At 59.7% G+C, this 25,616-nt stretch carries 23 protein-coding genes; 19 read left to right on the plus strand and 4 right to left on the minus strand.

Features of this window, described 5'->3' with window-relative positions:
- The 10 genes from Q0U90_RS07535 to purT form a co-directional block, all read left to right on the plus strand.
- On the plus strand, nt 1-531 hold a 531-nt coding region (locus Q0U90_RS07535; RefSeq protein WP_297453137.1), incomplete at its 5' end, for an adenylosuccinate synthetase.
- A gap of 199 nt (nt 532-730) precedes the next feature.
- A complete protein-coding gene (locus tag Q0U90_RS07540) occupies nt 731-1,312 on the plus strand; it encodes an LppP/LprE family lipoprotein (protein WP_297453139.1) in 582 nt (193 codons plus the stop codon).
- A gap of 165 nt (nt 1,313-1,477) precedes the next feature.
- The gene (locus tag Q0U90_RS07545; RefSeq protein WP_297453141.1) at nt 1,478-2,107 is read left to right on the plus strand and encodes an LppP/LprE family lipoprotein; all 630 of its coding nucleotides are present in this window, start codon (nt 1,478-1,480) and stop codon (nt 2,105-2,107) included.
- 186 nt (nt 2,108-2,293) lie between these two features.
- Complete coding sequence (locus Q0U90_RS07550) at nt 2,294-3,586, plus strand: glycerophosphodiester phosphodiesterase family protein (RefSeq protein ID WP_297453143.1); 1,293 nt, start codon at nt 2,294-2,296, stop codon at nt 3,584-3,586.
- A gap of 97 nt (nt 3,587-3,683) precedes the next feature.
- The gene (locus Q0U90_RS07555) at nt 3,684-4,715 is read left to right on the plus strand and encodes a nucleoside hydrolase (protein ID WP_297453145.1); all 1,032 of its coding nucleotides are present in this window, start codon (nt 3,684-3,686) and stop codon (nt 4,713-4,715) included.
- Nucleotides 4,716-5,043: 328 nt separating this feature from the next.
- Nucleotides 5,044-5,775, plus strand: a complete 732-nt coding sequence (locus Q0U90_RS07560) for a ZinT/AdcA family metal-binding protein (RefSeq protein WP_297453147.1) — start codon at nt 5,044-5,046, stop codon at nt 5,773-5,775.
- A 25-nt stretch (nt 5,776-5,800) separates the two neighbouring features.
- A complete protein-coding gene (locus Q0U90_RS07565; protein ID WP_297453148.1) occupies nt 5,801-7,228 on the plus strand; it encodes a metal ABC transporter substrate-binding protein in 1,428 nt (475 codons plus the stop codon).
- 18 nt (nt 7,229-7,246) lie between these two features.
- On the plus strand, nt 7,247-7,960 hold the full coding sequence (locus tag Q0U90_RS07570) for an ATP-binding cassette domain-containing protein (protein WP_297453150.1): 714 nt from the start codon (nt 7,247-7,249) through the stop codon (nt 7,958-7,960).
- Complete coding sequence (locus tag Q0U90_RS07575; protein ID WP_297453151.1) at nt 7,953-8,810, plus strand: metal ABC transporter permease; 858 nt, start codon at nt 7,953-7,955, stop codon at nt 8,808-8,810. The genes Q0U90_RS07570 and Q0U90_RS07575 overlap by 8 nt, the downstream gene beginning before the upstream one ends.
- A gap of 239 nt (nt 8,811-9,049) precedes the next feature.
- The gene (gene purT / locus Q0U90_RS07580) at nt 9,050-10,270 is read left to right on the plus strand and encodes a formate-dependent phosphoribosylglycinamide formyltransferase (RefSeq protein ID WP_297453152.1); all 1,221 of its coding nucleotides are present in this window, start codon (nt 9,050-9,052) and stop codon (nt 10,268-10,270) included.
- Nucleotides 10,271-10,365: 95 nt separating this feature from the next.
- Here the strand turns inward: purT and Q0U90_RS07585 are convergent, their stop codons facing one another.
- Together Q0U90_RS07585 and Q0U90_RS07590 are read right to left on the minus strand one after the other, a co-directional pair.
- On the minus strand, nt 10,366-10,869 hold the full coding sequence (locus tag Q0U90_RS07585; RefSeq protein ID WP_297453153.1) for a phosphoribosyltransferase: 504 nt from the start codon (nt 10,867-10,869) through the stop codon (nt 10,366-10,368).
- A gap of 64 nt (nt 10,870-10,933) precedes the next feature.
- Nucleotides 10,934-12,439 carry an FAD-dependent oxidoreductase gene (locus Q0U90_RS07590; protein WP_297453216.1) on the minus strand — a complete coding sequence of 502 codons (1,506 nt, stop codon included), beginning with the start codon at nt 12,437-12,439 and terminating at the stop codon, nt 10,934-10,936.
- Between the two features lie 271 nt (nt 12,440-12,710).
- Here Q0U90_RS07590 and Q0U90_RS07595 point away from each other — a divergent pair, with 271 nt between their 5' ends.
- The 7 genes from Q0U90_RS07595 to Q0U90_RS07625 all read left to right on the plus strand — a co-directional run bounded on the left by Q0U90_RS07595 (nt 12,711) and on the right by Q0U90_RS07625 (nt 19,828).
- Nucleotides 12,711-13,736 carry a sulfite exporter TauE/SafE family protein gene (locus Q0U90_RS07595; RefSeq protein ID WP_297453155.1) on the plus strand — a complete coding sequence of 342 codons (1,026 nt, stop codon included), beginning with the start codon at nt 12,711-12,713 and terminating at the stop codon, nt 13,734-13,736.
- A gap of 175 nt (nt 13,737-13,911) precedes the next feature.
- The gene (locus Q0U90_RS07600; RefSeq protein WP_297453157.1) at nt 13,912-15,618 is read left to right on the plus strand and encodes a nitrite/sulfite reductase; all 1,707 of its coding nucleotides are present in this window, start codon (nt 13,912-13,914) and stop codon (nt 15,616-15,618) included.
- Nucleotides 15,615-15,872 carry a hypothetical protein gene (locus Q0U90_RS07605; protein WP_297453159.1) on the plus strand — a complete coding sequence of 86 codons (258 nt, stop codon included), beginning with the start codon at nt 15,615-15,617 and terminating at the stop codon, nt 15,870-15,872. Before Q0U90_RS07600 ends, Q0U90_RS07605 begins: the two co-directional genes overlap by 4 nt.
- Nucleotides 15,869-16,633 (plus strand): phosphoadenylyl-sulfate reductase, encoded by a 765-nt coding sequence (locus Q0U90_RS07610; RefSeq protein ID WP_297453161.1) that lies wholly within the window; start codon nt 15,869-15,871, stop codon nt 16,631-16,633. Before Q0U90_RS07605 ends, Q0U90_RS07610 begins: the two co-directional genes overlap by 4 nt.
- Before the next feature lie 131 nt (nt 16,634-16,764).
- Complete coding sequence (gene cysD, locus Q0U90_RS07615; RefSeq protein WP_297453163.1) at nt 16,765-17,691, plus strand: sulfate adenylyltransferase subunit CysD; 927 nt, start codon at nt 16,765-16,767, stop codon at nt 17,689-17,691.
- Complete coding sequence (locus Q0U90_RS07620; protein WP_297453165.1) at nt 17,691-18,992, plus strand: GTP-binding protein; 1,302 nt, start codon at nt 17,691-17,693, stop codon at nt 18,990-18,992. The genes cysD and Q0U90_RS07620 overlap by 1 nt, the downstream gene beginning before the upstream one ends.
- Before the next feature lie 65 nt (nt 18,993-19,057).
- On the plus strand, nt 19,058-19,828 hold the full coding sequence (locus tag Q0U90_RS07625; RefSeq protein WP_297453167.1) for a CbiX/SirB N-terminal domain-containing protein: 771 nt from the start codon (nt 19,058-19,060) through the stop codon (nt 19,826-19,828).
- A 25-nt stretch (nt 19,829-19,853) separates the two neighbouring features.
- Here the strand turns inward: Q0U90_RS07625 and Q0U90_RS07630 are convergent, their stop codons facing one another.
- Complete coding sequence (locus Q0U90_RS07630) at nt 19,854-21,242, minus strand: FAD-dependent oxidoreductase (protein ID WP_297453169.1); 1,389 nt, start codon at nt 21,240-21,242, stop codon at nt 19,854-19,856.
- A 743-nt stretch (nt 21,243-21,985) separates the two neighbouring features.
- On the opposite strand from Q0U90_RS07630, the gene pta reads away from it, so the two are divergent.
- Complete coding sequence (pta, locus tag Q0U90_RS07635) at nt 21,986-23,311, plus strand: phosphate acetyltransferase (RefSeq protein ID WP_297453217.1); 1,326 nt, start codon at nt 21,986-21,988, stop codon at nt 23,309-23,311.
- Nucleotides 23,312-23,316: 5 nt separating this feature from the next.
- Entirely contained in the window at nt 23,317-24,513 is a 1,197-nt protein-coding gene (locus tag Q0U90_RS07640) for an acetate kinase (protein ID WP_297453171.1), read from the plus strand.
- Between the two features lie 183 nt (nt 24,514-24,696).
- On the opposite strand, the gene Q0U90_RS07645 is transcribed toward Q0U90_RS07640, so the two are convergent.
- Nucleotides 24,697-25,542 (minus strand): L,D-transpeptidase, encoded by an 846-nt coding sequence (locus tag Q0U90_RS07645; RefSeq protein ID WP_297453173.1) that lies wholly within the window; start codon nt 25,540-25,542, stop codon nt 24,697-24,699.
- Nucleotides 25,543-25,616: the final 74 nt, after the last annotated feature.

Below are 25,616 nucleotides of genomic sequence, written 5' to 3' on the forward strand. Positions count from 1 at the left end.
GGCCCGACGAAGATCACTTCGGTGCTGGGCATCATGAAGGCCTACACCACCCGCGTTGGTGCGGGTCCGTTCCCGACGGAGCTGTTCGACAAGTGGGGCGAATACCTGCAGACCACCGGCGGTGAGGTCGGCGTGAACACCGGCCGTAAGCGTCGCTGTGGTTGGTACGACTCGGTGCTGGCTCGCTACGCCGCGCGCGTCAATGGTTTCACGGACCTGTTCATCACCAAGCTGGACGTTCTGACGGGCATCGGCGAGATTCCGATTTGTGTCGCTTACGACGTTGACGGTGTGCGTTACGACGAAATGCCGCTCACCCAGTCGGAGTTCCACCATGCCGTCCCGATTTACGAGACCATGCCTGCGTGGGACGAGGACATCACCGGCTGCCGCACCTTCGACGAGCTGCCGGACAAGGCCAAGGACTACCTGAATCGCCTGGAGGAGCTCTCGGGCGCTCGCATTTCTTACATTGGTGTTGGTCCGGGCCGCGACCAGACCATCGTTGTTCACGACGTGTTGGACAACTAGCCTGCCTTTATCGAACTGTTAGATAAAAAATCTTCGGTGCCGAAACGGCTGGCTACTCCAAAAAAAGAACATTTGCTAGCCACGAGAAGGCTCTGGGAATTGTCAGGTGACACTGGCATCCCAGGGCCATTTTTGTATCGTGGGCCTCACCGCGTAGTCCAACGACAGAAGTCCGAAAGACGGAAGGCGTGTGGTTTTCATGCAAAACACAGGACACCGAAACACAGGACACCGAGTACAACGACTGGCAAGCTCCGCCGTACTTTCCGGTGCGATGATTTTCTCCGCGGTGGGTGGAGCAATCGCAGCTCCCACGGCGCAGGCGGCACCGGCTTCGGCGCAGGCATCGGCAAAGTCGGATAGCTGTACCCCGAACCCGGATGCGCCTGAGATTCAGAAGGCTCTGGATAAGGTCAACAAGGAGCGTCCGAATAACCATGATGGATGGAAGTACACTGGCACCTCCAACTTCAGTCCCTGCTCCGATTTGAGCTTCGCTCTCGCCGATCAGACCAAGCAGGGCAACGCTCAGTCCTCCACTGTGCTGTTGATGTTCCACAAGGGTGAGTTCATTGGTACGGATTCCGATCAGACTCAGCACATCAACAAGGTGACACCGACCCCTGATGGCGAGAATATCTCGGTCATCTACCACGACTGGGAAGCGCAGGAGGCCGCTGGTGCTCCTAACGCTGACGCGGCGAAGTTCACCTCTAATGTTCACTTCTTCTGGAACGGCGACCGCGTCGTTCATGAGGGCAAGATTCCAGGCGGCGCGTAGCCGATTTTCTAGGGGGCTAGTTAAAGCCTCCAGGAATTCCTGAATACCCTCGAGAACTCTTGAAGTTTCCCAAGTAAACTCAATTCAGAGGCGGGCACGAGAAAGTAGTGTTCCGTCGTAGTTGAGAACTTGAGAAAACTTGAGAGAACAGAAGGTGTTCCAGTTATGAGTGGTCGTTCAGTTCGTCGAGGGTCGATGCTGGTTAGCGCGGCGGTCGCAGGTGTAGTGGCTTTGTCCGGTTGCTCCACTGATGAGACTGCAGCACCGACTTCCGCTTCTCAAACAGATGAAGAAACGACGACCATCACTACGACCACCACTGTCGAAGATGACAGTGAAGATGCAGATACCCCCAATCCGGATGTCGACGACAACGACTCGGATGGGGGTTCTTCTGCGCCCACTCAGGAAGAGGCTTTCGGCGACGCGATCGCTGACCTGAGCTCAATGGAGGGTGGCAATGGCAGCGGCTGGAAAGTCGCGGACAATACGAACTGGGATACCACCAGTGAGCTGACCTTCGCCATGGCAGTGCAAAATGAAATTACTCATTCAACTACATCCAGCGCAGTTCTGCTCTTCCATAAGGGAAAGTATGTGGGCACGGCCGGTGGCCCACAGACAATTAACTCCGTAGATGGTGATGGCAGCACTGTCACTGTCAATTTCTTCGATGTCAACAAGATGATTGAAGAAGGCGGCGCCTTCGCCTTTAAGGACGAGTACAGCGCTCCCGTCACGTACTCCTGGGATGGATCAGGAGTTGCTCAGGAAGGCGAAATTCCGAAGGCGTAGGGGAGATTAACTGCCGGGTCAGGTCATTCCAGATGCGAGGGTTACTAAGCCGTTCTAAAGTAGTGGCGCACCACACAGATTTCACAAAGATTTCTGTGTTTTGTAAACCGCCGACACCACGAAACTGACACTAGGTCACCGACATGTGGATGTCGGCGCTACGTCCAAAGAGGAACTACACCGGCTATGTCTTCCAGCAACTCATCTGACTCAATTTTTGACGAACAATCAGAGCAGAGCGAGCAGCCCCAGAACTCACGCGCCAATGGCACACGCCGCGCAATCGCGGCCATTGCTATGGGAGCGTTTGCTGTTTCTCCCATTGCAGCCTGCAGCAATGATGTGGACGATGACGCAGTGCCGTCGTCAAGCGCTGCCAGTGCGGTCAGTGCCACTTCGAGTGAAGAGAAGACCTTTGAAAAGCAGCAGGTTGCCGAGCTGAATGCAGCTGCGAATGTGCGCCCGGCCGCGGTAGCGAAGCTGCCGGCGGGCTTCGACCTGCAGTCGCATCGCGGTGGTCGTGGCCAGTGGACGGAAGAGTCCAAGCAGGCGATGGCCAACTCGCTGGCACTAGGCGTTACGACGCTGGAACTGGACATCGTCCTGACAAAAGATGGCGTGCCGATGGTCTGGCACGACCCGGAAGTCCAAGATGACAAGTGCTCGGATACCGAGCCTGTGGCGGAGGGGGATTCGCAGTTCCCGTACGTCGGCAAGCTCGTGCATGACCTGACCTACGAGCAGGTGCAGACCCTGGTCTGCGACAAGGAACTCGAGGACTTCCCGGATGCAGAGCCTATTCGGGGCAACAGGATGATGACCCTGCCGGAGCTATTCGAGCTGACCAAGAATAACCAGGACATTCACTTCAACATTGAGACCAAAATCGAGGGCGAAAAGCGCGGTGACTCCGCAGAACCACAGGAGTTCGTCGATGTAATCCTCGACGAGATTGACCGCGCGGGCGTGGCCGAGCGCGTGATGATTCAGTCCTTCGATTGGCGCTCGCTGCCACTGGTCGCGGAGCGGAACCCGGAGATTCCGCTGGTCATGCTGTGGGACGAGACCACCTGGAAGAAGGACTCGCCCTGGACCGGCGATGTCAACTACGACGAGGTTGACGGCGACATCATCGAGGCCGCCAAGCAGCTCGGCGTGCAGGTGCTCTCGCCAACGCACAGCATTCCGTATGGCAAGACGCCGTCGGATGCTGGCTACCGCCCAGTCGCCACGCCGGAGCTAATCTCCCGTGCGCATGAGGCCGGCATGAAGGTGGTGCCGTGGACCGTAAATGAAAAGGAAACCATGCGCGAGCAAATTGCCGCTGGTGTCGACGGCATCATCACTGACTACCCGACGCGCCTGCGTGAGGTTTTGGCCGAGCTGAACATGCCACTGCCCGAGCCAGCTCCGGTGGGCGACCCGGTGGGTGAACCGGCGGGTGACCCAGTGGATGACCCGGAAATGGCGACGAATTAGTAAACCTGTCTAGTACCAGCAGAAACACGTCGATAACCCTGTAATTGTCCGTGATTATTTGTGCAGGGCGGGGGTGTTTCGTGTCACACTTGACCTTATGACGCGTATGAAAGTGCTTGCCGACGTTGACACGGGTATCGATGACAGTCTTGCTCTCGTCTACCTCGCGGGGTTGCATACCGCAGGTGAGATTGAGCTGGTGGGCGTGACCTGCGCAGGTGGTAACACCACTGCGGCGTGGTCCGCCCGTAATACCAAGTACATGCTGAACCTCTGCGGTTGTCCGGAGGTTCCGGTCGTCAGCGGTTTCGAGGGGCCCGCTGACCGTGAGCTGACCACCACCCCTGAGACACATGGCCCGTACGGGCTGGGCTACAACCTGGCACCACCGGCCGTCATTTACGAACCGGGTCGCGGTGGTGCGGCAGATCCGCTGACGCTGTGGCGACGAGTCATCGAGCAGGCACGGTCGGCGGGGGAGAAGGTGCACTTGCTGGTCACCGGCCCCATGACGACGTATGTAGCCGCATTGAAGAAGTACCCGGAGCTCATGCGGGAACTCGACGGCGTGACCGTCATGGGCGGTGCCGTGGACTATCACGGCAACGTTACTGAGTTCGCGGAGTGGAATTTCTGGGTTGACCCCACCGCTGTCACTGAGGTCTTCGGCACCGCAGGCGCTGTGGCTGTCGAGCGTCCTGAGGATGCGGTGCGCAGCATCGCCACTGCCGCCGGTGCGCCGGTGCCGACGCTGGTTCCGCTCAATGTCACCGAGACCATCACCATTAGTGATACTGAGATTGAATCCTGGCGAGATGCCGGTATGAACTCGGAGCTGTTGCGCGTTCTGCGTCGCTCGCTGAAGTTTTACTTTGAGTTCCACCAGGGTGTCGGAGTCGGTTATAAGGCGCAGGTCCATGATCTTTTCGCTGCGATGGTGGCCGTCGGTGCGGTAACCGGGGAAGTGGAGAAGATGCGCCTCGTGGGCGTCGATAAGCGAACCTTTGCAGATGAGCCTGCGCGGCGCGGACAGGTGGTGGAAGATCCTGCCGGTGCGGAGGCGAACGTTGTCGTGGCTGCGGACCGCGAGGCGGCGTTGGCTGAGTTTGCACGGGTGTTCCCGCGCTAGTTTCCCTCGCCCCGGCCCCTCGCCCCTTACGGTGAACCGGCCCGCTGTCGTATGTCCAGTGGGAACATAGAAAACGAATCGAAACCGAGTACTTCGTACCCCTTTAACAGGGGGACGTTGGGCTCGGTTTTTTGTTGCTTTGACTAGGCGTCAGTCGGTTGTAGGAGTGACTCTAGCAGCGGAAAGTTCAGAATAACCATACCCATTGCGAGAAGTCGCGAAATAAAAAGTTCGCCAGAGTGAAACCAAGGCTAGGCAAACATCGATACATAAGTTAGCGTTACCTACGTTCCTTAATCTGCTTTCATTTTCAACAAGGAGTACTCACATGCACGCAAAGAAGTTCTCGGCCGTTATCGCGGGCCTGGTCATCACCTCGTCGCTGACCCTGGCCGCATGTTCTAATGAAGACACCTCGGACGCAGCTTCGACTGCATCGGAGACCTCGTCGTCGGCAAGCGCAATGGCATCGGAGACCAGCTCGGAAGCCGCAACCTCGTCTGAGTACGGTGAGGGCGTGACGGAGAGCACCAAGAAGGCATCTCTGTCCGACTGGAACGGTTCTTTCCGCGGCTTCAACTCCTACTTTGAGGAGGACTTCGTCAAGAAGGCGATGGGGGAGGCCGCCAAGGAACACGGCGAGACCACCGATGAGATGCGCGCTGAGCTGGACGAAAGCCGTGGCGCGGACTTTGAGGCGCTGGTTGTCAACGAGGATGAAATCACCTTTGTGAAGTCCGCAAAGGACTTGGATACGCCAAGCGAGAAGCCTGTGAAGTACACCTTCGACAAGGCTCTCGATGTCAAGACCGACCAGCACGAGTTCACCTGGTTCATTTTCAAGGCCGACGGGGACGCTGACCACGAGTATGTCGCACTGATGCCGCTGCACGGTGAGGAAGCCCTTGAGCACTTCCACATGCGTTACGGCAATAGCATCGAGGAGATCCTGGACCCGACTAAGCAGGGGCAGTCCGAAGACTGGTACCCAACCTTCGTCGACCCCAAGACTGCAACCGATGACCAGATCATCGAGTCTGTGGTTCACCACGATCACTAAAACACCCGGGACCTAGTTTTCAACGATGCTGAGCAATATTCGACCGCTTTTTGCCGGAATCTCTGACACACCTGACACACTTGTCCGCTCTGCCCGGCGTCTTTTCGTCGTGGTGGTAGGGACTGTCGCGGCTATCCTTCTAGCTGCGTGTGCCACTACTCCCGCGCAGAATGCAGGCGGTGATACTGCCAGCATCAATGAAACTGCACCATCCGAAGGAAGCTCGGATGGGCAGCAGCTGGTGTACGGGTCCTTCTACCCAATTGCCGACATCGTTGAAAACGTTGCCGGAGATATGGCGGAGGTTCGCAGTTTCATGCCGGTCGGCCAAGACCCACACCTGTGGGAGCCGACCCCGAGAGATATTCAGAAGCTCTCCAAGGCAGACTTGCTCGTTGTCAATGGCGCAAACATGGAGCCGTGGCTACCCCAGGTCAGGGCGGCTGTGCCGAACGTGCCAGTGCTGAATCTCTCCGACTATGTGGAGCTCATTACCTATAAGGGGGCGGCAGCTCTCGGCGAGTTCCAGTACATGGCAGCGACACCGTTGAAGGCGGGGGAGAAGTACTCCATCGTCTTCGGCCATACCCACGAGAACTCCATGCGGGTGGCGTTCTTCCCGCGGGAACAGGGCGTCTCCCAAAAGGATCTGGTGGAACGTGGTCGTGCCGCGCTCAGTGAAACCGGTGACACTGTGTCGCAGCAGCGCAACATCGACGTTGAGTCGGATCGGGCCTACTCCATTGATATGGGGCACGAGTCAGGTGAAGTGACGTTCACAGTGCCTACCGACGGCGACTGGGTATTCGTAGCCGATCGCGTCAGCGAGGATATTTTGTCCTATGACCTCTACAAGGGGCGTGAACCGCTAAATATGGAGCCGGTTATCGAGGGTGGCTCCGCGGCTACCGACCAGATTTCCTTTGATCCGCATTCGTGGATGTCGCCAATCAATGCAAAGCGCTACGCCAACGCCATCGCCGAGCGACTAGTAGAAATGCGCCCCGACGACGAGTATGAGATTCGACGTCAGAAGGGCAAGTTCGTCAGCTCAATCACCACGCTGGAGGCCGAATTCAGGGAGCGGTTCAAGACCGTCTCCCGGCGCGACTTCGTCGTCTCGCACAATGCTTTTGGCTACCTCGCGCGAGACTTTGAGCTGACGCAGCACCCGGTGCAGGGGCTGACCTCAACGGATGCGCCATCGCTGCGCTCGCTCATCACCACCATCCGTACCGTTCGCACGATGGACATCGAAATCATTTATTACGAGTACGGCCAGGAGGAAAAGTCTGCGAAGACTATCGCGGACGAAGTCGGCGGCCTCACTTTACCGCTGGCATCGATGGAGTACATGGATCCCTCGATGCTCGAGCAGTCCGAAGAAAGCGGCCACGGATACGTGGATTTCATGCGGATGAACCTGGAAAACCTGTACGAGTCATTGAAGTAGTTTGTGGGAAAAGTTGTCATGAGCAATAGTCAAGCGCCTGCGGTCCCAATCATTGAGGCCAGTGGTGTCGAGTTCGCCTACGGTGCCTTCCCCGTCCTGCGCGGTATCAATCTGACGGTCGCGCCGGGCGAGGTGGCCGCCTTCACCGGCGAGAACGGCTGCGGGAAATCGACACTGTTAAAGATTCTTATCGGCCAGAACCTCCCGACGTCGGGAAGCGTGCGTTTGTTCGGAGAGGAGACGCTCGCCGGATCCGGTTCCGCCGCCCACGGAAGACTGCGCGGTGTCGGCTATGTTCCGCAGACGAATGTGGTCAACAAGATTTCGTTTCCCATTACCTCCCGTGAGCTGGTCGTACAGGGCCTTGCTCGCGATTTCGGTTTCGTGAAGATTCCACGTCGTCGTCACTATGAGCGTGCCGACGAGCTGCTCAATCACATGGGCCTCGGCGAGTTTGCGCGCGTCCCCTTCGGCGAACTTTCCGGCGGCTTGCAGCAGCGTGTGCTCATTGCCCGTGCGCTTGTCGACGACCCCAGGCTTGTTGTCCTCGATGAGCCGACGGTGGGTGTCGACAAGCAGAGCCTGGCTGGCTTTCTTCAGCAGCTGGAGAGTCTGCGGGACGAAAAGGGGCTGACCATCGTCATGGTGAGTCACGAACTGGAAACCGTGACCAACCACATGCAGGTGGACTCGGTGTACGTGATGAAGGAAGGGCTGCTGTGCCATGCTTGATTTGATTGTTGAATTCGCCTTTGTGCGTCGCACCCTCATCGTCGGCCTGATGCTGGCCGTTGCCATTCCGCTGATTGGTATCGTGATGGTCAACCGACGCACTTCCATGATGGGCGATGCACTTTCGCATACCTCGTTGGCGGGTGTCGCACTCGGGCTTATTGCTGGTTTTCCGCCTGTCGCCGGTGCGATTGTGGTGGCCGTGCTCGGTGCGTTTGCTATCGAGGGGATTCGCAAGCGCTTCCCGCAGTATGGCGACATGGCCACGGCTGTGACGCTCAGTGCGGGCCTTGGTGTAGCAGTGATTCTTTCGGATCTGGCGCCGTCGGGACGCTCTTTCGACTCGTACCTCTTCGGTTCTATCTCGGCGGTCACCGAGGCGGATGTCTGGCTGACCGCAGTGGTGTTCTTGCTGGTGGTTGCCACAAGTGTGGTCTGCTATGGCAGTTTGCTGGACATGGTCGTCGATCCCATTCTCGCGCGGCTGGCAGGCAATCGCGTCGGCGTGGTCAACTCCATATTCACCGCGCTTGCCGCCGTTACAGTCGCACTTGCTGTTAAGGTCATCGGCGCGCTGCTGGTGGTCTCGTTGATGGTATTGCCGGTCGCAACAGCATTGATTGTTGCGCGCAGCTACGCCCAGGCCTTTTGGCTCTCAATCCTTGCGAGTGTTATTTACACCATGACCGGCTTGGTCATTTCCTACTCTGTTGATGTCCGCCCCGGTGGTGCGATTGTTGTTACTGCGGTTGTCGGTATGGGGCTAGTGGCGCTGTTCCGTAAGATTCGTCCAGCTTCTCGACAGTCCGCGACCCTAAACCCCGCGGTTAGGGCAATAGAGGCGGGATAGTGTGAGGCATTTCCTGGCGTAAGGCGCTGTTTGCCACGATGGCAGGTGCATCGGGGGTCCTTGGCTCGCTAACCGCGCATGGTGTGTAAAAGCGCTTATCGACGGCACCGTGAATCTCCTCACCCTATAAACGCTTGCCCCCGCGGTGAATCGGACCGCTGTCGTATGCTGGAAGAAACCAATCTTTCAGCTGCTGGTTGCGCAGCGCATATGCCGTAGACGAAAGCGAGTTTATCTCGATGTTTACCCCTGAAGTCACCGGAACTCCGTACCAGCCGGGAGCGACGCGAGTTCTGCTGCTCGGTTCTGGCGAGCTGGGCAAGGAGGTGTCCATTGCCTTCCAGCGACTGGGCGTTGAGGTGCACGCCGCCGACCGCTACGAGCACGCACCGGCGCATCAGGTAGCCCACCACGCGTATGTGCTGAATATGTCGGATCCGAATGCACTGCGTGAGCTGATTCGTGAGGTCAAGCCGAACTTTATCGTCCCTGAGATTGAGGCGCTGGCAACCGAAGTCCTGGCAGAGGTTGAGGAAGACGAGACGCTGGACATCACGGTCATCCCGACCGCGCGGGCGACCCAGCTGACCATGAATCGCGAGGGTATTCGCCGTCTGGCTGCTGAAGAGGTCGGTCTGCCTACTTCCCGCTATCAGTTCGCGTCCACCTTCGAGGAGTTCACCGCAGCTGTTGATGAGATTGGTTTCCCGTGCGTGGTCAAGCCGGTGATGAGTTCCTCGGGCAAGGGACAGTCCACGCTGCGCTCGCCGGAGGATGTCCAGGCGGCGTGGGATTACGCCATGAGTGGCGGCCGCGTTGAGTCCGGTCGCGTCATCGTAGAGGGCTTCGTCGATTTCGACTACGAGATTACGCTGCTGACCGTTCGCTCTATCGACCCGGAGACCGGCGAGGACGCGACATGGTTCTGTGAGCCCATTGGGCACCGTCAGCAGGATGGTGACTACGTGGAGTCCTGGCAGCCGGCCGCCATGAGCGAAAACGCCCTGGACAATGCCCGCTCTGTCGCCGCGCGTATCACCAACGCGCTGGGTGGTCGTGGCATTTTCGGCGTAGAGCTCTTTGTCCGCGGCGACGAGGTGTGGTTCTCCGAGGTCAGCCCACGTCCGCACGATACTGGCATGGTCACTATGGGTACGCAGCGCTTCTCCGAGTTCGAGTTGCACGCCCGCGCAGTGTTGGGGCTGCCTATCGACGTCACGCTGGTGTCCCCGGGAGCCTCCGCTGTGGTCTACGGCGGTGCTGATATTGAGCAGCCGGGCTACACCGGCCTGGCTGAGGCCATGGCTATTCCGGAGACTGACATTCGTATCTTCGGCAAGCCGGTTGCCGGACCGCGTCGCCGCATGGGCGTTGCGGTTTCGACTGCAGACTCCGTCGAAGCTGCCCGCGAGCGCGCATCGGAGGCGGCTTCAAAGATTAAGGTCGTCGAACTGGGCTAGTTCGACGACCTAATGTGCGCTGCAGTGTGGCCTTGACTGGCCCTGCAGCGCATTTTTCGTGCGCCGGTGTTATCTGCCCACTGCAGTCAAGCGAGCTACTTGGACTTTTGCACCGGCGGCTCGGCCGACCACGGGAAGACAATCCAGTCATCGGTGTGCTTCCAGACGTAGTCCGGTGCAATCTCCGAGCGGGACTTGCCGTAGAGCACAGCGGAGCGTACTTCCGCGCCGTGGGTCTTGAGCAGGTCGAGCACCAGGTGCAGCGTGCGGCCGGAGTCGGCCACATCGTCGACAACCAGCAGGCGACGGTTGGAAATCGACTCGATGTCCAACAGCGGCTCCAGCAGAACCGGGTCCGGCAGAGTCTCTGCCACGTCGGTGTAGAACTCGACGTTGATGGCGTCAGAAAGCTTGACACCCATGGTGTAGCTGAGTGCACCTGCCGGCAGGAGACCGCCGCGGGCCACGGCGATAATAATCTCCGGCTCGTAGCCCGAATCGACAATTTGCTGTGCCAGTTCGCGGGAGGCGACGCCGAAGCCTTCCCAGGTCAGAACTTCCTTGACGTCCAGGTTGGATGAGTCTGCATGATAAGCCATGTATTAACTCTAATCCGAAGACCGCGTGACGCGCACAATCAACTACCCGGTTAGACCCGCCGCGTTAGCTGGCGACAGTCTCTACAACAGCTTCGTGCACGGCTTCGGCCACGTCATCGGCATCTGGCTGCTTTGCGACGACCGTGGAGGCCGCAACCATGTCAGCCCACTCGACCAGCTTCTTGCGCTCGCGGCCTTCGGCTTCGCCCGCTGCGCGCTCAGCGGCGTCGAGTGCGTGCCAGCCCTCCCAGGTGGTGACGTGGAGACCCTTGTTGGTCAGGAACTCGTCGACGTCGTTATGCGTGGGCTTTGCCGGTGCGGCCAGGCGACCTGCCTCCCAGTCAGCGATGAGGTTGCCGACGGTTTCATTGGCATCACCCTTGGTGTTACCGATCAGGCCGACCGGGCCACGGCGGATCCAGCCGGTGGTGTACAGGCCTTGGAGGTGGTTGCCCTCGACGTCGTCAAGCACGCGTCCGCCGGCATCCGGGATAGTGTGGGTGCCGGTGTCGAACGGTACGCCGTTGACTGCGTCGGAGCGGTAGCCAACTGCGCGGTAGACCGCGCCGACCGGCCATTCGGTGAACTTTCCGGTGCCGCGCACGCCGCCCCCGCCGTCGAGTTCAGTGCGCTCGGTACGGATGGCGGTGACGTGCTGAATACCGTCTTCGCCGGTCTCACCGATGATTTCGACTGGAGACTCGAAGAAGTGGATGAAGAGCTTGTGCGGAGCGCCCTTCGGTTCGCGGATGGCGTAGTTTTCCAGGATGGTGCAGACCTGGTCAGTGATCTTGGACTCGCGACGGGCGGTTTCGGAGGCAGCGTCGTACTGGATGTCCTCCGGGTTCACGACCACCTCAATGGTGTCGGAGTGGTCCAGTTCCTTCAGCTCCAGCGGGGTGAACTTCGCCTGAGCTGGACCGCGGCGGCCGAAGACGTGAACCTCGCGGGCCGCGTTCTTTGCCAGGCCGTCGTAGACGTTGTCGGCAATTTCGGTGACGTGCAGCTCATCGGCAGTCTTGGCGAGAATACGAGCGACGTCGAGGCCGACGTTGCCGACACCGACCACGGCGACGGACTCAGCGGAGAGATTCCAGTCGCGGGCGAATTCTGGGTGGGAGTCGTAGAAACCTACGAACTCACCGGCGCCGTAGTGCTCCGGTAGGTCGGAGCCCGGGATGTTCAGGTCGCGGTCGCCGGTCGCGCCGGTGGCGAAGATTATGGCGTCGTAGAACTGGCGCAGTTCCTCAACGCTGACCTGCTTGCCGATGTCCACGTTGCCCAGCAGTCGGACCTGTGGCTTGTCCAGCACTCGGTGCAGGGACTTAATGATGCCCTTGATTCGCGGGTGATCCGGGGCAACGCCGTAGCGAATCAAGCCGAACGGTACTGGCAGGCGCTCGTAGAGGTCGATGGCGACATCGCGGCCGGACTTCATCAGCGCGTCGGAGGCGTAGATGCCGGCCGGGCCCGAGCCAATCACGGCTACGCGCAGTGGCGTGGTGGTCTCAGCGAGGTCGGGTAGTGGGGAAGCAGCCGCGTTCTGGGCAGCAGTTTGGTTGTTGGGCACCTGGTTGGTGGGCATTGGGTGGAATCCTTTTTTTACGTTTTTCTTTGTCTCGATTGCTTATCGTAGACCGGTCGGTCTATGCTTGCTGACACAGAATATAGACAAACTGGTCTACAAAATGCAAACACAAAACACCGCAAGAATCACCGCTTTGGCTTGAGAGGGTTTTGCTGCGCATCGCTCCTGCTGGAGGAACTTCGAGCGAGTTCAGCGTCTGAGCATCGTGGCAACGGCAGGCTCTGGTTGGGGTAAGCGGGGAAGGGGGCTTGTCATGGAAAAACTCATAGTCTTCGTGCTAATCGGCCTGGGTGCACAATTGGTCGACGGCACGTTGGGAATGGCGTTCGGTGTCACCGCCACTTCTCTGTTTATTGTCGCTGGTAGTAGTGCTGCCACTGCGTCGGCGGTGGTTCACGTAGCGGAGGTGGGTACGACACTTGCCTCTGGTATTTCGCACTGGCGGTTTGGCAATGTCGACTGGCGACGTGCGCTGAGTCTCGGCGTGCCGGGTGCTATCGGTGCCTTTGCTGGTGCGACCTTTTTGTCCAATCTCGATGGTGACGCCGCTAGGCCTGTGACCTCCACGATTCTGCTTTTTCTCGGCTTGTGGGTGATTATCCGCTTCGCCTTCTTCTCCAATGTAAAGCGCAAGAAGAAGACCTGGGGGACGAAAAAGCTCGCTCCGCTGGGGCTCTTCGGAGGTCTGCTCGATTCCACAGGCGGTGGTGGTTGGGGGCCTGTTACAACCTCCACGTTGCTCGGCGCTGAGGCGGATCAGCCGCGCAAGATTATCGGCACCGTCTCTGCGGCGGAATTTCTTGTCGCTCTAGCTGCTGTGCTGGGCTTTTTGCCTAAGTTGCGGGAGGAATTCACCCAGCATGCCGTGCCGGTTATCGGCCTGCTGTGCGGTGGTGTAATCGCAGCGCCGTTGGCGGCCTTCCTGGTCGGGCGCATTAATCCACGTCTGCTTGGAATTGTGATCGGTGGCGTATTGGTGGGGCTGAATATCCGTACTTTGTTCTCCCCGCTGGTTTCCGGTGGTGTGCTGGTAACGGTGCTGCTTGTATGGGTGTTTTCCATTGTGGTGCTGGTGTTGTGGGCGCGTTCGCACGACACTCTTCCGGGCCTGCGTCAGCGTGTGCAGCTCGAACCGGTTTCGCCGTCTTCCTCGACTGCTGTAACTGATTCTGAATCCCCATCGCGGGCATCTGTCGGTGCTGGGCCTGTGGGGACTTCTGACGGTGTCAGGGTGACTGCGGAAAACGGTGTCCACGTGGGCGAAGCGGGGTTTCGGTAACTATCTGGTTGCGCCCCCACCTTGCACTAGGCAGACTGGTCGGTCTAATGTTGCCAGCAACGCAATATAGACCGCACGGTCTATAGAAATTTAGAAAATAATCCGTTCAGGACTGATTCAAACAACTCTGATTTGGTCAGCGAGAACAAAACGAAAGAGATTCGGTAAATCCCCCATGAGCTCTCCCACGAAAACCGCCGAGCGTCCAGCCTCCGCAGCGGCTACCCGACGTAAGAAGCGCGCACCGAAGCCACAGGGACAGTGGCTTATCGACGGCCGCGAGCCACTTAACGACGACGAGCGCATCAAGAAAGAAGATGCTGGCTTTGCCGTTAGGCAGCGTGTTATCGACACCTACTCCAAGCAGGGTTTTGATTCCATCCCCGCAGAGGACCTAGCCCCGCGCTTTAAGTGGATTGGCCTTTACACCCAGCGCAAGCAGGGCCTTAGTGGTGAGCACACCGGCGTGAAGACCAACGCCGAGCTGCAGGACAAGTACTTTATGCTCCGCGTCCGCCTCGACGGTGGCCAGACCACCACCGAGGGTATCCGTACCATCGGCGAAATCTCCCGCGACTTCGCACGCGACACCGCGGATTTCTCCGACCGTCAGAACGTTCAGCTGCACTGGATCCGCATCGAGGATATGCCGGAGATTTGGGACCGTCTGGAGCGAGTCGGCCTCGACACCAACTTTGGCTGTGGCGACGTTCCCCGCGTCATCCTGGGTAGCCCGGTCGCCGGCGTTGCAGCAGACGAGATTATCGACGGCACGAATGCCATCCGCCGTATCAAGGAGGAGTACCTCTCCGGCGACGAGTTCTCCAACCTACCGCGTAAGTTCAAGTCCGCAGTTTCCGGTTCCCCGCGACTCGACGTCACCCACGAAGTTCAGGACGTTGCCTTCGTCGGTGTCAATCACCCCGAGCACGGCCCCGGTTTCGACGTCTGGGTCGGTGGCGGTCTCTCCACCAACCCGATGCTCGCTCAGCGTCTCGGAGCCTGGATCCCCGAGGACGAGGTCCCCGAGGTATGGGCGGGTGTATGCCGCATCTTCCGTGACTACGGCTACCGTCGTCTGCGCAATCGCGCGCGTCTGAAGTTCCTCGTCGCCGAGTGGGGCGCGGAGAAGTTCCGTCAGGTGCTCGAAGACGACTACCTCAACCGCAAGCTTATCGACGGCCCCGCGCCCGAACCTTTCGAGGGCGACCGTGACCACATCGGCGTGCACAAGCAGGCCGACGGTCTCAACTACGTCGGTGTTAAGCCCGCCGTCGGTCGCGTTCCAGGCTCTGACCTGGTCAAGCTCGCCGACATCGCCGAGCGCCACGGTGTCTCCCGCGTCCGCACCACCGTGATGAAGGAGCTCATCCTCCTCGACGTCGCCGACGACCAGGTCGACTCCCTGCTCGCCGAACTCGACGACATCGGCCTGTCCGCCAAGCCTTCCGCTTTCCGACGGGGCATCCTGGCCTGCACCGGCCTGGAGTTCTGCAAGCTCGCACTTGTCACCACGCGCCAGCGCGCAATCGATTTGGTGGACGACTTGGAGGCACGCCTCGGCGACCTCGATGTCCCAATCACCATTGCGCTCAACGGCTGCCCGAATGCCTGCGCTCGCACGCAGATTGCCGACATCGGCCTCAAGGGCCAAATCGTCACCGATGACGAGGGCAACCGTGTTGAGGGTTTCCAGGTTCACCTCGGCGGCTCGCTGGGGCTCGATGCCAACTTCGGCCGCAAGGTCCGCGGTCACAAGGTCACCTCGGCAGAACTGGGAGACTACATCGAGCGGGTCGTCAATCACTTCAAGGAGCAGCGTCACGAGGGCGAACAGTTCCGCGAGTGGATCGTCCGAGCTGATGAGGAGGACCTGAAGTGAGTGAATCTCGCAATGGGGTTCGGTCGCAGGGGCCGTCGTCAAGCGACAACGACGAAGCGCCGGCACGACTGGGAATCGGCGGCCGAAGCGCACACCCCAATCCGAACCGGGGCGCGGTGATGCACTGCCCATACTGCGGCGGTGATGATCTGTGGCCCGATGTGGAAACCGATTACGCCTGGCAATGCCGCGAATGCTGCCGGGTATTCACAGTGAAACTGCATGGTCATATTGATAGGAAGGTGGCGTCATGAGCACGGGATTGAAAACCGCTGAAGTCATTAAGACTCAGGAGGCGCTCGCGCGTGAGGACGCGCTGGACAATCCGGAGACCGCTCGCCGTCTGATTGAGCTCGCACTGGAGTGGGGTTCCAAGCTGGAGACTGCCACTGCCGGGGAAGTGCTGGAATGGGGTGCGGAGCACCTGCACACGCCACTGGCTGTGACCCTGTCGATGCAGGACACGGTATTGGCGGAGCTGGCTGCTCGGCATGCGCCGGACGCGGATTTGATCTTCCTGGATACGGGTTACCACTTTCCGGAGACTCTCGATGTGGCGGAGCAGGTTGCGCAGCGTTACAGCAACCGTCTGCTGTCGATTGAGCCGAAGCGCACCCGCGCTGAACAGGACGCCGAAGAGGGCGTTGACCTGTACAAGACCGACCCGACGCGATGCTGCGCACTGCGGAAGGTCGAGCCGCTGTCAGCCGTGAAGCGCCCCTACGAGGGGTGGGTCACTGGTCTGAAGCGCGTGGACGCACCGACCCGCGCACACACGCCGGTACTGGAGATCGACAAGACCGGCCGTATCAAGCTCAACCCGCTGGCCACCTGGACGGATGAGGATGTTGCCCAGTACATCGAGGACAACGACCTCATTGTGCATCCGCTGACGCAACAGGGGTTCCCGTCGATTGGCTGCGCGACATGCACCGCGCGAGTGGCCGAGGGCGCGGATCCGCGCTCGGGCCGCTGGTCGGGCAGCGAAAAGACAGAGTGCGGTTTGCATCTCTAGTTCGCGTAGTGCGCGCGGCTGGCAGGTAGTCACTGGTCGTCAGCCACTAGCCGGTACCAGCACACAGTTAAGACAGTCGAAATAGCTACAACAGCCAACACAGCGAAAACAGCCAAACAGAAAGAACCCCCATGACTAGCCCAACCACAGTTTCCGTACAGAATCGCCTCGATCCGCGGCTTGCCGAGCTGGAAGCCGAGGCCATCGACATTATCCGCCAGACCGCCGGCCAGTTCGACCGCCCGGCGCTGCTTTTCTCCGGCGGTAAGGACTCCGTCGTCGTGCTCGAGCTGGCCAAGCGAGCCTTCGCGCCGGCAGGTACCCCGCTGGAGCTCCTGCACGTCGACACCGGCCACAACTTCCCCGAGGTCATTGAATTTCGTGACAAGATTGCCGCCCAACCGGGCATCAAGCTGCACGTAGCCAAGGTCCAGGACTGGATTGACAGTGGCGTGCTCACCGAGCGTGCAGACGGCACCCGCAACCCCCTGCAGACCGTGCCGCTGGTGGAGACCATTGCCAACCGCGGTTACGACGCTGTTCTCGGTGGTGCCCGCCGCGATGAGGAAAAGGCCCGCGCCAAGGAGCGTGTGTTCTCCGTCCGTGACTCCTTCGGCGGTTGGGACCCGCGTCGTCAGCGCCCCGAGCTGTGGGGCCTGTACAACGGTCGCCATGCCGCCGGCGAGAACGTTCGTGTTTTCCCAATCTCGAACTGGACCGAGGCTGACATCTGGGCCTACATCGAGGCCCGCGACATTGAACTGCCACCTATTTACTTCTCCCACGAGCGTGAGGTGTTCAACCGCGGCGGCATGTGGTTGGCCCCGGGCGAGTGGGGTGGGCCCCGCGATGGCGAAACCCTCGAGGTCCGCACTGTCCGCTACCGCACTGTCGGTGACATGAGCTGCACCGGCGCTGTCGAATCGACTGCCACCACTATTGCGGAGGTCATGGAGGAACTTCGCACATCCAAGCTCACCGAGCGCGGCGCTACCCGCGCAGATGACAAGTTGTCCGAATCCTCCATGGAAGACCGCAAGAAGGAAGGTTACTTCTGATGAGCCAGCCAAACTCCCCAGCCACCCTAATCACCGCCGACCGCGCCACCCGCGCACGTCGCACCCTTCGCCTCTGCACCGCTGGCTCCGTCGATGACGGCAAGTCCACTTTCGTCGGTCGCCTGCTGCACGATACGAAGAACATCCTCGCGGACCAGTACGAGGCCGTCGTCGCATCCTCGCAGGCGCGCGGTCAGGAAAATCCTGACCTGTCGCTGCTGGTCGACGGCCTGCGCGCCGAGCGTGAGCAGGGCATCACCATCGATGTCGCCTACCGCTACTTCGCCACCGACGTCCGTTCGTTCATCCTCGCCGACTGCCCAGGTCACGAGCAGTACACCCGAAACACCGTCACCGGTATGTCCACCGCCGAGGCCGTCGTTTTGCTTATCGACGCGCGCAACGGCGTCGTGACGCAGACCAAGCGTCACGCAACGGTGGCCGGTCTGCTGGGTGTTCGCCATGTGATTTTCGCAGTCAACAAGATTGACCTGCTGGACTACAGCGAAGCGGCCTTCCGCGCCATTGAGTCGGATGTGGCAGCGCTGGCAGAGCGCCTGGGTCTGCAGAACACCTTCGTTGTGCCGGTGTCGGCGCTGGTCGGCGACAATATTGTCGATTCTTCCGAACACACCCCGTGGTACGAGGGGCCGACCGTGTTGGAGGTACTGGAGAACCTCAACATTGGTGCCGACCTGGAGGCTGATGCCGAGGCCGACCTGCGTCTGCCCATCGACTATGTCATCCGTGACCACGCCACCGAATACCGTGGCTACGCTGGCCGGATTGCCGCAGGCAGCGTGCGTGTGGGCGACACGGTCTCCGTTGATGCTAACCGTCAGGCGACGGTCACAAAGATCACTGTGGCTGCCGAGGATGTCAACGAGGCCGTGGCCGGTCAGTCCGTGGCCATCAGCCTGGATGCCGAGTTCGACCTCGCCCGCGGTGACCTCATCAGTGGCACCCGCCCGGAAGATGTCCGTCGCTTCTCCGCCGTGGCTGTCCACCTTGCGGACAAGCCGCTCGCCGTCGGTCGCGTTGTCGAGGTTCGCTACGGTGCTGCGCTTGTGCGTGGCCGTATCGCTTCCGTCGATGCCCTTATAGACATTGAGACCGGCGAGCCCACCGGCGTTGCCGATCAGCTCGCGGTCAACGATGTCGCCGAGGTCACGATTGAGGTCGCCCAGCCGCTGCCAGTCGACGCTTACCGCGTCGGTGGTCGTGTCGGTGCGTTCCTGCTCATCGAGCCAGGTACCGGTGACACTCTCACCGCTGGCCTTGTGCGCGGTGCGGCGCAGTAGCGCCGCAGGTAGCACCAACAGGCAAGAAGAGTAAGCACAGCCATTCAGACTGAGGGAGACCATCGATGACCGCACTGATTCTGCTCGCGCACGGTTCACGACACTCCGAGACCAAACCGGTGCTCGAAGAGGTAGTCGCGCTCGTGCGTGAGAAGATGCCGCTCACCCGTCTGGACGCCCCCTCCCGGATTCGCCTCGCCTGGCTGGACCTCGACGAGCCCTCGCTGGACACCGTCTGTGCCGAGCTCGCCGCTGCTGGCGAGACTCACGCACTGGCCGTACCGCTGCTGTTCACCGATGCGTTCCACTCGCGAGTCGACGTTCCCGAGCAGGTCGCACACTGCAATCGTCATGGTGTCGACATCACAGTGGCTGCAGGGCTTGGGCTTGGCGACGGCACGAAGCGCGCCGTCGTCAAGCGAATCATTGAAGCCGCGGAGAATGCGTCTTTTTCCTGGCCAGTCGATGCCCTGGTAATGGGGGTCGGCTCCTCCGATGAGGATGCCAATGCGGCTGTGCATCAGTTTGCGGCCCGCCTGGACGGGATGCTGCCGGGGCATGTGAGTGCGGCATTCGTGGTCGGCCCTGAGAAAATTAAGGGGGCGGGTGCCGTAGCCGAAGCACAGCAGCGTGCGGCCGAGCGCGGTCGCGGACTGGTAGTGGTGCCGCTGTTTACCGCGCCGGGCCTGCTGTGGGATCGAGTCGTCGACGCTGACGCTAGTGCTGGCGCTGGCCAAGTAGCTTATGGTGAGCCGTTGGCCGAGCTCTTGGCGCCAATCGTGTGCTGTCGTTGGGACTCGCGCGCAGCCTACGCGGACGTGCCGGTCGTGGCGTAGGCCGGTCGTGGGGGTAGTGCCCTAGTTACTCGCCCTTGGAGTGGGCGACCATCTCATCCCACTCGACGTACTTCTTGCGCTCGCGCCCTTCGGCCTCGCCAGCGGCGCGCTCGGCGGCATCGAGCTTGTGCCAGCCATCCCAGTCCAGGTAATCGATGCCCTTGGACTCCAGCAGTTCGTTGACTGCGGACAGTTCCGGCTTGGACGGGTTGAACTTCTTGCCCTCTGCGGCATCGGCCAACAGGTTGGCCACGGCCTCGTTGGCATCGCCCTTGGTATTGCCAATCAGGCCAACAGGGCCGCGGCGAACCCATCCTGTGGTGTAGAGGCCGGTGATGGTCTCGGCTTCTTTATCCTCGGTGTTTTCCGATTTAATGACTCGACCGCCGACGTTGGAGATGACGTTCTTGACGTTGTCGAACGGGATTCCCGGCAGTGCGTCGGAGCGGTAGCCCACGGCGGAGTAGACAGCGCCGACCTTCCAGTCGGTGGTTGCGCCGGTCGGGCGCAGCCCACCAGCACCGTCATATTCCATGCGCTGGGTGCGCAAGCCCGTGACGTGCTGCTGGCCGTCGGCCCCCTCTTCGCTGAGGATTTCCACTGGCGACTCGAAGAAGTGAATGTAGAGCTTGTGCGGAGCGTTCTTCGGGTCACGGATGGCGTAGTTCTCCAGGATGGTGCAGACCTGGTCCGTAATCTTGGAGTTGCGACGCATGGTCTCGGACGCGGAGTCGTAGTCAATATCGCGGGGGTCGACCACGACTTCGACGTTCGGGGAGTAGTCCAGTTCCTTCAGCTCTAGCGGAGTGAACTTTGCCTGTGCAGGGCCACGGCGGCCGAAGACGTGGACTTCCTTGGCCTTATTGGTCTTCAGAGTTTCGTAGACATTGTCCGGAATCTCCGTGACGTGTAGTTCCTCGCCGGTCTTGGCCAGAATGCGGGAGACATCCAGCGCAACGTTGCCGACGCCGACGACGGCTACGGACTCTGCCGAGAGGTCCCAGGTGCGTTCGAAGAGCGGGTTGCCGTCGTAGAAGCCCACGAACTCACCAGCGCCGAAGTGCTCCGGCAGGTCCGCGCCCGGGGTCGGCAGCGCGCGGTCACCGACGGCACCGGTGGCGAAGATGACGGCGTCGTAAAGCTCCTTCAATTCGTCGAGTGTGATGTCCTTACCAAACTCGACGTTGGAGAACAGACGCAGCTCCGGCTTTTCCATCACACGGTGCAGGGCCATGATGATGCCCTTGATGCGCGGGTGATCGGGGGCGACGCCGTAGCGGATCAGACCGAATGGGGCCGGCATCTTTTCAAAGAGGTCGACTTCCACGTCAGTGCTGGATTTCATTAGTGCATCGGAAGCATAAACACCGGCCGGGCCAGAGCCAATCACGGCAACACGGAGCGGGCGATTCATGAAGTCTGTCCTTCTTTCTCTCATGCTTTACGACGGCCACGAGTCCGCGGCCTAAGTGACTGCCTGCGGTGACCTCGCGGGAAAGTGAGCTATTGGTCAGCTTTGGGTTTATTCGACATTCCCAATGGTAGCGCCCCCAATCGTAGCGATAACTTACGAAAAATCGAGAGGCGAGCATCACATCATCGGCCAGATGCTTTCGAAGGTGGACAAAACTAGGTGTGAGCTTAGTCACTTTCTATGCGGGAATTTGGGGTAGTTCACTAGAAAAACCACGGAAAAGCGCATATTGGACAGGGAAATCGTTGGATTTTGTGGGGAAATCTGTGGCTACCAGGGGTAACCAGAGAGGTTTGACTCCGCCGTGAGATGTAAGGTGACTCACAATAAGATGAAAATAATGATTTGAGACTCAGGCGTGATTGCTGGTGTGGTTGCTCCGGCATGGTTTGAGGCTCAGACAGTCCAGCGGCTCAAGTCCAGCCGATGGTTAAGTTAAGCAACTAAGCAACGATTAAGCGCAGTGCGAGAAAGGAACGTCGGTGAGCGAACAGAACGCCCAAGCGTCCACCAACAACTCCGCAGTCCTGATTACTTCAGTGGACCGCGCAGATAATCTTCAAGATGTCATTACGGCATTGTCTCAGGCACTTGGTGGCGCACGTTGTCTCCACGCTGTCGGTGGGCCACACGGCGCCACCGTGGACCAGGTTGTTGAAGATCCGGAATCTGCGCTTGACACCATCATCAGTGCTGTCGAAGCCGACCGCGCTGCGCGCGAGGGCGCGGCTGTTCTGACGGGCTCCGGCAACCTGGACTTTGACTTCCGCATTGCCACCGTCGCAGGTGCTGGTGTCATTGTTGTCGCCGGCGGTAAGGGCTGCCACGCAGAGGCTGCCAAGGCCCGCATTCGCCTGGCGCTCAGCAGTGCAGCTCAGCGTCACAGCGAAGTGCTCGCTGTGGTCCTTACCGGTGAGGAAGCAGCCGAGGCGGCTAAGACTCTCGAGCTCGACGTTCCCGTTGTTGCTGTCGACGATGCCGAGGGCCTCCGCAAGGTCGTTAGCCGCGAGGTTACCGCTGTGATGACTCCGCAGCGTTTCCAGTGGTGGCTGCTGCAGCGCGCCAAGGCTGATAAGCGCCACATTGTGTTGCCAGAGGGCGATGACGATCGCATTCTCGAGGCCGCTGATTACCTCTTGCGCGAGGATATCTGTGAGCTCACCATCCTCGGTGACCCGGACGCTATGAAGGCGCGCGCCTCCGAACTGGGGTACGACATCAACGCTGCTCATCTCTGGAACCCGCAGACCTCCGAGTACGTTGAGCAGTTCGCGGAGCAGTTCGCAGAGATGCGCAAGGCCAAGGGCGTCACGCTGGAGCAGGCCCGTGAGACCATGCAGGACATCTCCTACTTCGCGACGATGATGATTCACAACGGGCTTGTCGACGGCATGGTTTCCGGTGCAGCCCACACGACTGCTCACACCATCCGTCCGTCCTTGCAGATTATTAAGACCAAGCCGTCGGCTTCCACGGTGTCGTCGCTCTTCCTCATGGTGATGGACAACTCGCTGTGGGGTTTTGCAGACTGCGCTGTGTTGCCAAAGCCGGCTCCGGAGCAGCTGGGAGAAATCGCCGTGGTCTCCGCGGAGACCGCCGCTTCCTTCGGTATCGATGCCCGCGTCGCCATGCTGAGCTACTCCACTGGCGCGTCTGGCACAGGTGAGGACGTCGACCGCGTGAAGGCAGGTTTGGCCAAGGCCAAGGAGCTGTCTCCGGATCTCGCTGTCGACGGTCCACTGCAGTTCGATGCCGCCATTGATCCGTCCGTGGCTGCGAAGAAGATGCCGGATTCCTCTGTTGCGGGTAAGGCAACTGTTTTCGTCTTCCCGGATCTGGACGCCGGTAATATCGGTTACAAGATTGCTCAGCGCTGCGGTGGTGCATTGGCAATCGGCCCGATCCTGCAGGGCTTGAACAAGCCGGTCAACGACCTTTCCCGTGGCGCTACGGTGCCGGACATTATCAACACGGTTGCAATTACCGCTATTCAGGCTGGAGGAAACTAAATCTTATGTCCCGTCATGTGCTTGTTTTGAACTCCGGTTCCTCCTCTATCAAGTTTCAGCTGGTAGATCCGGAGAAGGACTCCACCCAACCGCCGTACGTCTCCGGTCTGGTTGAGCGTATTGGTGAAGAAGACGGTGTTGTTAATCTGAAGTTCTCCGGACAGAAGATTGAAATCACTGAGCCAATCGCTGACCACGCTAGCGGTCTCGACCGTGCTTTTGAGCTGATGGATGAAAACGGTGTTGGCCCTGAGTCGGTGGACATCGCCGCTGTCGGTCACCGCGTTGTTCACGGCGGTCGCCTCTTCTCTGGCCCGGAGCTTATTACCGACGAGATTGTTGGCATGATCCGCGACCTGATTCCGTTGGCTCCGCTGCACAACCCGGCTAACATCGTCGGTATTGAAGAGGCTCGCAAGCTACTTCCCGACGTGCCTCACGTTGCCGTCTTCGACACTGGTTTCTTCCACACCATGCCGCCGGCTGCGGCGCTGTACCCGCTCAATGCCGAAGTCGCATCGAAGTTCGACATCCGTCGTTACGGCTTCCATGGCACCTCGCATGAGTTTGTTTCCAAGCAGGTGCCGGACCTGCTGAACAAGCCGGCAGAAGAAATCAACCAGATCACACTTCATCTGGGCAATGGTGCATCGTGTGCGGCTATCCGCGGTGGCCAGGCGGTGGATACCTCCATGGGGCTGACTCCGCTGGCTGGTCTGATGATGGGCACTCGTACCGGTGACATTGATCCGGGCGTTATCTTCCACCTCTACCGCAACGGCCTGAGCATTGATGAGATTGACAACCTGTGCAACCGTCAGTCCGGTCTGAAGGGTGTCTCCGGTGTCAATGACTTCCGTGTGCTGCAGGAACGCATGGACAACCATGATCCGGATGCGTGGGCCGCATACCAGATGTATGTCCACCAGCTGCGCCGCTACATTGGCTCTTACATGCTGATTCTCGGTCGCCTCGACGCCATCACCTTTACTGCCGGTGTGGGTGAGAACCACGTCGGTATCCGTCGTGACTCGATGGCTGAGCTCGAGAACTTCGGCATCAAGATTGACGATGAGCGCAACTCTCAGCCGAACGACGGCCCGCGCCTGATCTCGGCGGATGACTCGAAGGTCAAGGTCTTCGTAGTTCCGACTAATGAGGAACTGGCTATTGCCCGTTACGCAATGAGTTTCGTCGACTAGCTCAACAAATAAGCTCGCCCCGCTAGCTCCCAAGAAAGGGAAGAAGCTAGCGGGGCGAGCTTATTTCGTACGTGACACCGACAACTGTGTCTGTGCCTCGAAAAGACACAGTTGTCCAGTCAGAGTTGACGCGCACCCGACGGGCTCGTGAGCTTGTGAGCCTGTGAGAGGGGGAGCGGAAAACTACCAGATGTAGACGCCGTCGCCGACCTGCAGGGTGTTGAAGTACTTCACAGCGTCATGGTGCTCCAAGTGGATGCAGCCGTGGGACATCTGCTTGACAGAGCCCTCGTGGAAAGCCTCACCGTCGTTGGTGAAGTACACCGAGTACGGCATCGGGCCGTTGTAAGGAACCGACCAGTCGTCCTTGACCTTACGGGTAACGTGCAGGTGACCGCGGGTGGTCTCGTATCCCGGCATGCCGGAGGACATTGGCACCGGGCCGTAGGTGATACGACCGTTTTCCTGCAGCCAAGTCTTCTGGCCCGCCAGGTCAACGCAAGCGCGGGCGCTCGGCGGGCACGGGCTGTTCGGAGTCGGGCGTGGCTTCGGCTGCGGCTTTGGAGCCGGGCCAGGTGCGGGATTCGGAGCCGGCTGCAGCCGGTTTAGCTGTTCCTTCAAGAAAGCGAAAACATCGTTGACGATGCGGGTAGCCTCGTCTTTCTGTGGCTGCGGCAGCGGCAGGTTCTTGATGGCTTCTAGCAGCTGCTTGTGGACGTCATCGACGAACTGCATGTTGTTCTGTGCGAACTTGAAGTTCTGATCAATAAGAGCAACAACGGAATTTGAGAGCTCGACCTTCGCGTTGTTCAGAGCTTCAGAAACTTTCGGTGCAAGATTGTCCAGATTCAGAGCTGGGCTCTCAGGCAGCTGGAGGTCCTGGATATTCTGTTCCAGTACCTGCAAATCTGGGAAAACCGGCTGAGCAGCAGCAGTACCCGCGCCGAGGCCAAGAGCGGTGGTGAGGGCTGCAGCGCTGATAATGACCCGCTTGGCGCTGCGGAGAGAAGACTTCGAAGAGGCAAACATAAGAAGTATCTTAAAGTACGAACAGCAATTTGCCCCTTATTCACCAATTCCGGGGTGGCGCGCCGCCTCCCCCT

Origin of the sequence: uncultured Corynebacterium sp. (assembly GCF_946998835.1) — a bacterium.
GTDB lineage: Bacteria > Actinomycetota > Actinomycetes > Mycobacteriales > Mycobacteriaceae > Corynebacterium.

Bases quoted from the DNA above. Each gene is read 5' to 3' on its own strand.
- Q0U90_RS07540 (WP_297453139.1), top strand. From the start codon at position 731: ATGCAAAACACAGGACACCGAAACACAGGACACCGAGTACAACGACTG.
- Q0U90_RS07545 (WP_297453141.1), top strand. From the start codon at position 1,478: ATGAGTGGTCGTTCAGTTCGTCGAGGGTCGATGCTGGTTAGCGCGGCG.
- Q0U90_RS07550 (WP_297453143.1), top strand. From the start codon at position 2,294: ATGTCTTCCAGCAACTCATCTGACTCAATTTTTGACGAACAATCAGAG.
- Q0U90_RS07555 (WP_297453145.1), top strand. From the start codon at position 3,684: ATGACGCGTATGAAAGTGCTTGCCGACGTTGACACGGGTATCGATGAC.
- Q0U90_RS07560 (WP_297453147.1), top strand. From the start codon at position 5,044: ATGCACGCAAAGAAGTTCTCGGCCGTTATCGCGGGCCTGGTCATCACC.
- Q0U90_RS07565 (WP_297453148.1), top strand. From the start codon at position 5,801: ATGCTGAGCAATATTCGACCGCTTTTTGCCGGAATCTCTGACACACCT.
- Q0U90_RS07570 (WP_297453150.1), top strand. From the start codon at position 7,247: ATGAGCAATAGTCAAGCGCCTGCGGTCCCAATCATTGAGGCCAGTGGT.
- Q0U90_RS07575 (WP_297453151.1), top strand. From the start codon at position 7,953: ATGCTTGATTTGATTGTTGAATTCGCCTTTGTGCGTCGCACCCTCATC.
- purT (WP_297453152.1), top strand. From the start codon at position 9,050: ATGTTTACCCCTGAAGTCACCGGAACTCCGTACCAGCCGGGAGCGACG.
- Q0U90_RS07585 (WP_297453153.1), bottom strand. From the start codon at position 10,869: ATGGCTTATCATGCAGACTCATCCAACCTGGACGTCAAGGAAGTTCTG.
- Q0U90_RS07595 (WP_297453155.1), top strand. From the start codon at position 12,711: ATGGAAAAACTCATAGTCTTCGTGCTAATCGGCCTGGGTGCACAATTG.
- Q0U90_RS07600 (WP_297453157.1), top strand. From the start codon at position 13,912: ATGAGCTCTCCCACGAAAACCGCCGAGCGTCCAGCCTCCGCAGCGGCT.
- Q0U90_RS07610 (WP_297453161.1), top strand. From the start codon at position 15,869: ATGAGCACGGGATTGAAAACCGCTGAAGTCATTAAGACTCAGGAGGCG.
- cysD (WP_297453163.1), top strand. From the start codon at position 16,765: ATGACTAGCCCAACCACAGTTTCCGTACAGAATCGCCTCGATCCGCGG.
- Q0U90_RS07620 (WP_297453165.1), top strand. From the start codon at position 17,691: ATGAGCCAGCCAAACTCCCCAGCCACCCTAATCACCGCCGACCGCGCC.
- Q0U90_RS07625 (WP_297453167.1), top strand. From the start codon at position 19,058: ATGACCGCACTGATTCTGCTCGCGCACGGTTCACGACACTCCGAGACC.
- Q0U90_RS07630 (WP_297453169.1), bottom strand. From the start codon at position 21,242: ATGAATCGCCCGCTCCGTGTTGCCGTGATTGGCTCTGGCCCGGCCGGT.
- Q0U90_RS07640 (WP_297453171.1), top strand. From the start codon at position 23,317: ATGTCCCGTCATGTGCTTGTTTTGAACTCCGGTTCCTCCTCTATCAAG.
- Q0U90_RS07645 (WP_297453173.1), bottom strand. From the start codon at position 25,542: ATGTTTGCCTCTTCGAAGTCTTCTCTCCGCAGCGCCAAGCGGGTCATT.